Source organism: Dawidia soli (genome assembly GCF_018598185.1).
GTDB lineage: Bacteria > Bacteroidota > Bacteroidia > Cytophagales > Cyclobacteriaceae > Ohtaekwangia > Ohtaekwangia soli.
Genome location: NZ_JAHESC010000092.1, coordinates 1 through 9,913, shown reverse-complemented (window position 1 = coordinate 9,913; position 9,913 = coordinate 1). Strand labels below are relative to the sequence as shown.

Here is a 9,913-nt window from a genome sequence, read left to right as displayed (position 1 = left end):
GTCGTGCACCGCCGTAGTGACCTGGACGCCACCCACCGCCACCGACAACTGCGACGCCTCGCCCCAGATCAACAGCAATACCAACCCCGGCGCCACGCTTTCGCTGGGTCCGCATACGATAACCTATACCGCCAGGGACACAAAGGGGAATCAAAGCACATGCTCCTTTACCGTAACGGTGGTCGATGCTACCAGGCCCGTATTCTCCAACTGCCCTGCCAACGTCAGCGTACCCGCCACCGCGGCCTGTACCGCGACGGCAACCTGGACACCGCCTACCGCCAATGACAACTGCGGCGGGCCGCTCAGCGTGACCAGTACGGCCAGCCCCGGCGCAACATTTGGGTTAGGGATCAATACAGTGACCTACGAAGCCACCGATGCGGCCGGCAACAAAGAAACCTGTTCTTTTACCGTGACGGTCACAGACAATATAAAGCCCGTGTTCACCAACTGTCCGGCCAGCATCGCCGTATCGGCCAACCCGGCCACGTGCAACACGGTGGTGAGCTGGACACCGCCCACCGTCACCGACAACTGCGACGCATCGCCGACGACAACGACAACCAACACCCCCGGATCAACATTCGCCCCCGGCATACATACTATCACATACGAAGCCACGGATGCTGCCGGTAACAAGGAAACCTGTTCGTTCACAGTGACCGTAACAGACGATACCAAGCCGGTGTTCGCAGGCTGCCCGGCAAACATCCAGGTGAATACCGATCCGGCCACGTGCAACGCCATCGTCAACTGGACCCCGCCGACGGTAACCGACAACTGCGATGCATCGCCGGTCATAACGACGACCAACACCCCCGGATCGACATTCACGCAGGGTATACACACCGTCACCTACGAAGCGACGGATGCCGCCGGCAACAAAGAGACCTGTTCGTTCACCGTAACGGTAACCGATGCTACGAAGCCGGCGTTTACCGGCTGTCCGGCTGCTATTAACGTGACGACCGATCCGGCAACCTGCAATGCGCTTGTAAACTGGACGCCGCCCACCGTGACCGACAACTGCGACGCTGCGCCGGTTGTGACCGCGACCAACGCACCGGGATCGACGTTTGCCCTGGGTATACACACCGTTATCTATGAAGCGACCGACGCCAGCGGCAACAAAGAAACATGTTCGTTCACCATCACCGTTACCGATGGCACCAAACCGGTGTTCACCAGTTGCCCGGCGAACATCAGTATACCCACCAATCCTGCCGCCTGCGATGCGGTGGTGAACTGGACGCCGCCGGTCGCCACCGATAATTGTGATGCATCGCCCGTCGTGATCACCACCAACGCTCCCGGGTCAACCTTCACACGGGGCGTGCATACCGTCACGTATGAAGCAACCGATGCCGCCGGCAATAAGGAAACCTGCTCGTTCACGGTAACCGTCACCGATGTCACCAAACCGGTGTTCACCAACTGCCCGGCGAACATCAGTATACCGACCCATCCTGCTACCTGCGAGGCGGTGGTAAGCTGGACGCCACCGACCGTCAGCGATAATTGTGATGGATCGCCGGTAGTGACCACAACCCAAACGCCTGGATCAGCTTTTACAATAGGCGTACACACCGTGACCTACGAGGCCACCGATGCGGCCGGCAACAAAGAAACCTGTTCGTTCACCATAACCGTTACCGACAACACGCAACCGGTGTTTGCCGGCTGCCCCGCCAACATCCATGTGACAACCAACCCAACATCATGCGATGCAGTAGTAACCTGGGTGCCGCCCACCGTGACCGACAACTGTGATGCCGCGCTCCTGGTGACGGCCAGCAACACCCCCGGCTCGGCATTCACGCCAGGCGTACACACCGTGACATACGAAGCGACGGATGCCGCCGGCAACAAGGAGACCTGCTCGTTCACCATCACCGTCACCGATGCAACCAAACCTGTGTTCAGTAATTGCCCGGCCAACATCGCTGTCAACACCAATCCGCTTACATGCAGCGCCGCGGTGAGCTGGATGCCGCCCACCGTGACCGATAATTGTGATGGATCGCCCGCGGTGACCACAACTCACTTGCCTGGATCGACGTTCACGCAGGGCATACACACGGTGACATACGAAGCGACGGATGCCGCCGGCAATAAGGAAACCTGTTCGTTCACTATAACGGTGACGGATGCCACGAAGCCGATGTTTACCGACTGCCCGGCGAACATCAACGTAACGACGAGCCCAACCACCTGTCATGCCGTTGTAACCTGGACGGCGCCCACCGTGACCGACAACTGTGATGCCACGCCCGTGGTAACGACCACCAGCACGCCCGGTTCAACGTTTGCCCTGGGCGTACATACCGTGACGTACGAAGCCACCGATGCGGCCGGCAACAAAGAAACCTGCTCGTTCACGGTAACCGTGGCAGATGCCGCCAAGCCGGTGTTCACCAATTGTCCGGCCAATATCCAGGTCGCTACCACCGCTGCAACCTGCGATGCCACGGTGAGTTGGACACCGCCCGCCGTGAGCGACAACTGCGATGCTTCGCCGGTCGTGACGACGACAACCACACCGGGTTCAACATTCACGCGGGGCGTGCACACGGTGACCTACGAAGCAACCGACGCCGCCGGTAACAAAGAAACATGTTCGTTCACCATCACCGTGACCGACGGCACCAAGCCTGTATTCGCCAACTGTCCGGCCGACATCAGCATAACCACCAACCCGGCGACATGCAACGCCGTGGTGACCTGGACACCGCCCTCGGTGACCGACAACTGTGACGCCGCGCCGGTCGTAACCACTACGAACATCCCGGGCGCAACATTCACGTTAGGTATACACACGGTAACCTACGAAGCGACCGATGCGGCCGGGAACAAGGAGACGTGTTCGTTCACCGTCACCGTGACCGACGACACAAAACCTGTATTGACCAATTGCCCCACCGACATCGCGGTGACCACAAATGCCACAACGTGCGATGCTGTGGTAAACTGGGCACCGCCCACCGTGACCGACAACTGTGATGCCGCCCCCGTAGTGACGGTCAGCAACACACCCGGCTCGGCGTTCACGCCAGGCGTGCACACCGTGACTTACGAAGCAACCGATGCCAGCGGCAACAAAGAAAGCTGTTCCTTCACCGTGACGGTGACCGATGGCACCAAGCCCGTGTTCACCAATTGCCCCGCCGACATCCATGCAACCACGAATGCTGCGTCGTGCAATGCCGTTGTGAGCTGGGCACCCCCCATCGTAACGGACAACTGCGACATCGCACCTATCGTAACGACCACAAACGCACCGGGCTCAACCTTCACGTCAGGTGCGCACACGGTGACCTACGAAGCAACCGACGCGGCGGGTAACAAAGAAACCTGCTCGTTCACAGTCACCGTGACAGACGCTACAAAGCCGGTGTTTGCCAATTGCCCTGCCAACATCAACGTGGCCACCAGCCCAACCACCTGCGATGCCATCGCAAATTGGGTCCCGCCGACCGTGACCGACAACTGCGATCCATCGCCCGTCGTGACTACGACCCACTTGCCGGGATCGACCTTCACATCGGGTGTGCACACCGTTACGTATGAAGCCGCCGACGCGGCCGGCAACAAAGAGACCTGTTCGTTTACCGTGACGGTGACCGATGGCACCGACCCTGTATTCACCAACTGCCCGGCGAACATCAGCGTAACGACCCTTTCAGCAACCTGTGACACCCCCGTGAGCTGGACGCCGCCCGCTGTAACCGACAACTGCGGCGCCATGCCCGTCGTGACGACAACCCACGCGCCCGGCGCAACATTTACGTTAGGCGTACATACCGTCGCCTATGAAGCAACCGATGCCGCCGGCAACAAAGAGACCTGTTCGTTTACCGTGACGGTGACCGATGGCACCAAGCCCGTATTCACCGACTGTCCGACCGATATCAGCGTAACCACCAACCCCGCCACCTGCGACGCCGTGGTACATTGGGCGCCGCCGGCCGTTACCGATAATTGCGATGCCGCACCGGTGATGATCGGCACACACAGCCCCGGAGCAACGTTTGCGTTAGGCGTGCATACCGTCACCTACGAGGCCACCGATGCGGCCGGCAATAAAGAGACCTGTTCGTTCACCGTCACCGTGACCGACGGTACCCGGCCGGTATTCACCAATTGCCCGGTGAACATCAGCGTGCCCGCCGGCGCCGGTTCCTGCAACGCCATCGTGAACTGGACGCCCCCGGGTGTGACCGACAACTGCGATCCCTCGCCGGTTGTGACCAGCACCGGCAATCCGGGCGCGACATTTACCCTGGGGGTGCATACCGTTACCTATGAAGCAACGGATGCGGCCGGTAACAAAGAAACCTGCTCGTTTACCGTGACCGTGAAAGACCTGACCAGGCCCGTGTTCGCCGGTTGCCCCGCCGACATGAATGTGTTCACCCGAACCACTGCGTGCGACGCAGTAGTGAACTGGACACCACCCACCGCGAGCGACAACTGCGATGCATCTCCCACCATAACCATAACCACAACCCACATACCCGGATCGACATTTGCTCCCGGTATTCATACCGTTACGTATACCGCCACCGATACCGGCGGCAACACCGAAACCTGTTCCTTCACCATTACGGTGACCGACGACGCTGATCCGGTGTTTACGGCTTGTCCGACCAACATCGTGGTGACGGCCGATCCTTCTTCATGCGCTGCAACACCATCGTGGACCGTGCCGGTGGCCAGCGACAACTGCACGGCAACGCCTGCGGTAACCGGCAACTTCCAACCCGGCGACCAGTTCCCGGCGGGCACTACCACCACCGTGATATATACCGCGCAGGATGCAGCCGGAAATTCGGCCACGTGCTCGTTTACGGTAACCGTCAACGACAACACGGCGCCCGTCATTACCGGATGTCCGGCCGGCGTTAACGTAACCACCGATGCCACCTGCCAGGCCATCGCTACGTGGACACCGCCGGTAGCAACCGATAACTGCCTGGTAACGCTTACCAGCACGCATACCCCCGGCGACGCCTTCCCGACGGGCACCACTACCGTGATCTATACCGCCACGGATGACGCGGGCAACGTGACGACCTGTTCTTTCGACGTAATTGCCCGCGACGCAGTCGCACCGGTATTCGCCAATTGCCCCGGCAACATCACCGCCGCCGCCAGCGATACAGAGTGTGGCGCATCCGTACGTTGGACACCGCCCACAGCCAGCGACAACTGCGCGGGAATCGTCAACCTGTCCGCCACACATGCACCGGGCGATCTTTTTGCCGTAGGGACTACGATCGTTACGTATACCGCCACCGATATTTCCGGGAACCGCGCCACATGCTCGTTTACCATTACCGTGAACGACGACGCCGCTCCGAAGTTTTTAAACTGCCCGGGCGACATCGCGGTAGCCTCCGACAACGCATGCGGCGCCATCGTGACGTGGACACCCCCTTCAGCCATCGATAATTGCAGTGTGGTCGGTATAACCAGCACCCATCAGCCCGGAGCCCGATTTGACACGGGCATCACCGAAGTGGTATATACCGCGACCGATATTCACGGCAATGCTTCGGTTTGCCGTTTCAACATAAAGGTGCGCAATGGCGAAGTGCCGTTGATCGCCGGTTGCCCGGCCGATGTTCTGGCGAAAGCGGGCGAATCCGGAGAGATCGCCGTAACGTGGGAACCGCCAACCGCTTCTACACGATGCGGTCCGCTGATCCTGATGGGCTCGCATCAACCCGGCGATATATTCCCGGTAGGCTCCACGCCGGTAACGTACACCGCCGCGAACGACGCCGGCGCCACGGTGACGTGTACCTTCAACGTGATCGTATCGTATGAAGACCTGGACATCGAAGTGACCCGGGTAGTGACCCCCGACGGCGACGGAAAAAATGACGAGTGGGTCATTGCCCGCATCGAAAAATTCAACCGGAACAGGGTATTCATTCTCGACCGCTGGGGAAGCGTGATCTACCAGGCCAGCGGATACAACAACACGACCATAGCCTGGAACGGTGTGAATTCGAACGGTGTACAAGTGCCCTCAGGAACATATTACTACGTCATCGAAGTGGACTTCCTCGAAAAACACCTGAAGAAGAGCGGATTTTTTGAATTGCTGCGATAGTATGGGGAAAGCGACACGAGATCTTTTTTTACTTGCCGCATTCTTCACAACGATGCTGCTGACATTCCACTCCAGCCTGGCGCAACAAAAGGTGCAGTTCAGCCAGTATATGTTCAACAACCTGGTGATCAATCCCGCCTATGCCGGTGCCGATGAAGCCCTGAGCCTTACGTTCGTTCACCGCGCCCAGTGGAACGGTATCGACAACGCCCCCACTACGCAAACGCTCACCGGCCATACCCTGTTCAGAAAAAAACATTTCGGATTGGGTGCAACCCTGGTGAACGATCAATACGGTGTACACAAAAACCTGAGCGCGCTGACCAACTACGCCTACCACCTTCAAACCGGTAAGCACTCGTTCCTCTCCCTGGGCGTACAGGTCGGTATATACAACACCCGTTCGGACTATGCTTCACTGATCGGCGGTGTAACCAACGACCCGCGGCTGTACGCCAACGTATCGGAGACCTTTTTTGATTTCGGCGCCGGCGCGTACTACAGGAGCCCACGGCTGCACGTCGGGTTGTCGGCCCCCCAGCTTCTGCCGGAAACGATCGATCTGGACACGCTTTCGGTGCGTCTGAGCCGGACCAATTACTTCCTGTTCTCCAAATACAGGATCACCCAAAATGAGAGCCTGGAATACGAGCCTTCCATCCTGCTAAAATATTTTCCCGGCTTGCCCCTCTCCTACGATATAAACATCAACATGATCTACCGCAAAGTGCTCACGCTCGGCCTATCGTACCGCAAGGAGGAATCGGTCGACTTTCTTTTGAAGGCCCAGATCACGCCCCAGTTCCAGGTCGGGTATTCGTACGATCACGCCATCGGCAGCGTGGCCCGGCTGGCGAATGGCTCGCACGAGCTGATGGTGCAGTATCTTTTTAAGTTCGTGGAAACCAAAGTGGCCTCCCCGAGATAACCTGCACGCATGATCAAACCCGGAAACATATTGCTGCCGCTCCTCTTGCATGTCGCCGTAACGGTGGCGCATGGCCAGCAGACGGTTTTCGGGTTGTTCAGGAACAACGTGAACCTGGGCGACAAATACTACCGGGACAAGGATTATCTGAACGCCCTGAAATTGTATAAGGAAGCAACCCGGCGCGATCCGGACGTACGGTTGCGCGTGGCCCGGTGTTACTATTCTTTGAAAGAATATACCCAGTCTGTTTTTTATTACGACCGTTACCTGCAGGAAAAGCGGTCGTTGCCGTGGAGTGATATGTATTCATATGCCGAAGTACAGGCGGCCACGGGCAACTATAAAACCGCCATCGAGTATTATCAAAAACACCTCGCCAACAAACAAGACGACGCACTGGCCATGCGCAAAGTATGGCGCCTGAGCAACATCCGGTACCTGTACGAAGACTCCGCGCATATTTCCGTACATCCGCTTTCGCTGAATACCGGGTACGGCGAGCTTTGTGCCGTGCCATACGGGAGCAGGATCGTGTTTATGTCGAACCGGAAAGAGGCCGGGCTGGTCGAAAAAGTAAACGCCTCGATAAACGCGCCCTTCTATAAGCTCTATTCCGCCCGTGTACTTTCCGGCGATGATAAAAACGGTCATCAATACGACAAGGCGGTGCCTTTCAGCAAAGCACTGGCGTCGAGGCTCAACGCCGGGCCGGTGGCCTTTTACGATAAAGAACAAAAAATGGTATTCGTGGCATCGGCGCGTGAAACCGGCAACAGCGGCCGGCGAAGCCTGCAGCTCTTTTTTGCCGAATGGAAAAACGGCGAGTGGACGGAGACCATGCCCTTTCCGTACAATAGCCGGCATCACTCCTTCAGCGATCCCACCATCAGCGAAGACGGTAAGGTGCTTTACTTTTCGTCCGATATGGGGGGCGGCGTGGGCGGTAAAGATCTGTATAAGTCCACCCTTGTAGACAATACGTGGACGCAGCCCCAAAACCTCGGCGAAACGGTGAACACGCCTTACGACGAAGCGTTCCCGTTCCTCCATCAAAACCGCACCCTATACTTCGCCTCCAACGGTCACCCCGGAATGGGCGGCCTCGACATCTTTGAGACCGCCATCACCGCCGAAGGTTACAGTGAACCGCGCAACGCCGGCTATCCGATCAACACCAGCTACGACGACTTCGGCCTGGTGGTCGATTCGCTCGACGCGCACGGCTACTTTTCGTCCAACCGGAAGAACGGCGGCTACAACGACGATCTGTACGAAGTGGAGATGGACATCCAGACGTACCCAGTGAACATCGCCGGCGTAGTGAAGATGAAAGAGCACGCCTGGAGCGACTCGTCGGCGCTGACGTTGCTGACCCATACACGGGTGTACCTGATCGATAAGCTGCGGAACACCACCGTATACGAAAGCACGACCGACGGCAAAGGCAACTTTTCGGTGATCGTACCATACTTTAGTGAATATATGATCCGGGTGGTAACAGACGACGGCAAGGAAAGCGTTGTTGTACTGGAAATACCCAAACACCAACGGCAGATCAGCGCCCACGAAATTGTATTTGTAAAAGACACTTTTTAAGACATAGAGATCGGGATGATATGAAAGGACACGCAACAATCCACTGCACGGTATATAAGGCCGGACTCCGGCTGTATAGCATCGCCATGCTGGCTGCCGCCCTGCTGGCCCATGCGCCCGCCACGGCACAGGTAAGGCACTTGATCCAGGTACGGACATTCGACGAGCGCTTGAAGCCCCTGAAGAATGTAGAGGTTTCCATTAATGGCAAGAGCTTTATCTCCACAGGCGACAAAGGCGAAGTGTTCACCGAATTGCTGGAAACAGAGCTGCCGATAAAAACCCTCAAAATAAAAAATGAACAGCTCGAGCCGGCCGCCTGGAACCTGAGCAAAAGCGTTCTCGAGATCGTGGTGCGCAAAAAAGACTACCAGGTGGTGCACCTTACGGTGAGAGACCGGAACACCGGCCCGGTGGCCAGCGCGTCTGTAACATTCCGGGGAAAGAAGACGGCCCACTATACCAGCGCCCCCAACGGTACACTGGACCTGCCGATCGCACTCGACGAAAAGATCGATGGCCCCGATCAATTCAGCGTAAAAGGCTACGACGTGATCGGCTTCCAGCAGACCAACGCCGAAGCTACGCTCACCGTGGAGCTTGTCAAACCCGTGGCCGCTGTGGAGCAAACACCCGCGGCAGACGCCCGGGAGAACTCCGCCGCTGCGGCAAACCCGGTGACCGGCAAAGAGTACTTCAGGAACTTCGATCTCAACCACCTCGACTCGATTCAATCGCTCACCGTATTCTACGCGATCTTCAAGAACGTATCCATGAAAAACATGGACGCCGCCACGAGAGCCCGGCTGGACGACAAGTTCAAACAGTTGGTGACACAGCTCGAAGATTCGGTGCGCCGCAACCACAATGTCTTCATGGGTAGGATCTCCGATTCGTCGTTTGTGCGCGAAGACATCCGGAACCTGTTGAAGCAGGCGCAGGCCGAGGGCCAGGGCTTGCAAACACAGCGTACGGAATTCGATGAAAAGATCCGTATCATCGAGCAAAAGTTGCAAAAAGGCTTTACCAGCCTCGATGAAAATACACGGGCTATGGTCTCCAGTGACCTGCTGGCGTTGGAACAGCTGCTGGCCGAAAACGAAAGTCGCTTTTATAAGAACCTGAGCGACTACCGGCAAATCATCAACACGCTGAAGGAGAAATACTTCGACTTCCAGCAACTGGAAAGCAAGCTTTCCGAAAGCGAAGCGAAGCGCTTGCAAGAGCAGGAAGCTTTCCGCAGGCAACTCTTTCTCATTTTCGAT

At 57.5% G+C, this 9,913-nt stretch carries 4 protein-coding genes; all 4 read left to right on the top strand.

Annotation, left to right across the window (positions count from 1 at the left end):
• Nucleotides 1–16: 16 nt before the first annotated feature.
• The gene (locus KK078_RS29930) at nucleotides 17–6,121 is read left to right on the top strand and encodes an HYR domain-containing protein (RefSeq protein ID WP_254094638.1); all 6,105 of its coding nucleotides are present in this window, start codon (nucleotides 17–19) and stop codon (nucleotides 6,119–6,121) included.
• A gap of 1 nt (nucleotide 6,122) precedes the next feature.
• Entirely contained in the window at nucleotides 6,123–7,049 is a 927-nt protein-coding gene (locus tag KK078_RS29925; protein WP_262898840.1) for a PorP/SprF family type IX secretion system membrane protein, read from the top strand.
• Between the two features lie 9 nt (nucleotides 7,050–7,058).
• Nucleotides 7,059–8,648: a tetratricopeptide repeat protein gene (locus KK078_RS29920; RefSeq protein WP_254094634.1), complete on the top strand. Its 1,590-nt coding sequence runs from the start codon at nucleotides 7,059–7,061 to the stop codon at nucleotides 8,646–8,648.
• 20 nt (nucleotides 8,649–8,668) lie between these two features.
• Nucleotides 8,669–9,913, top strand: a 1,245-nt coding sequence (locus KK078_RS29915; RefSeq protein ID WP_254094632.1) for a hypothetical protein, incomplete at its 3' end; no start/stop codon positions are given.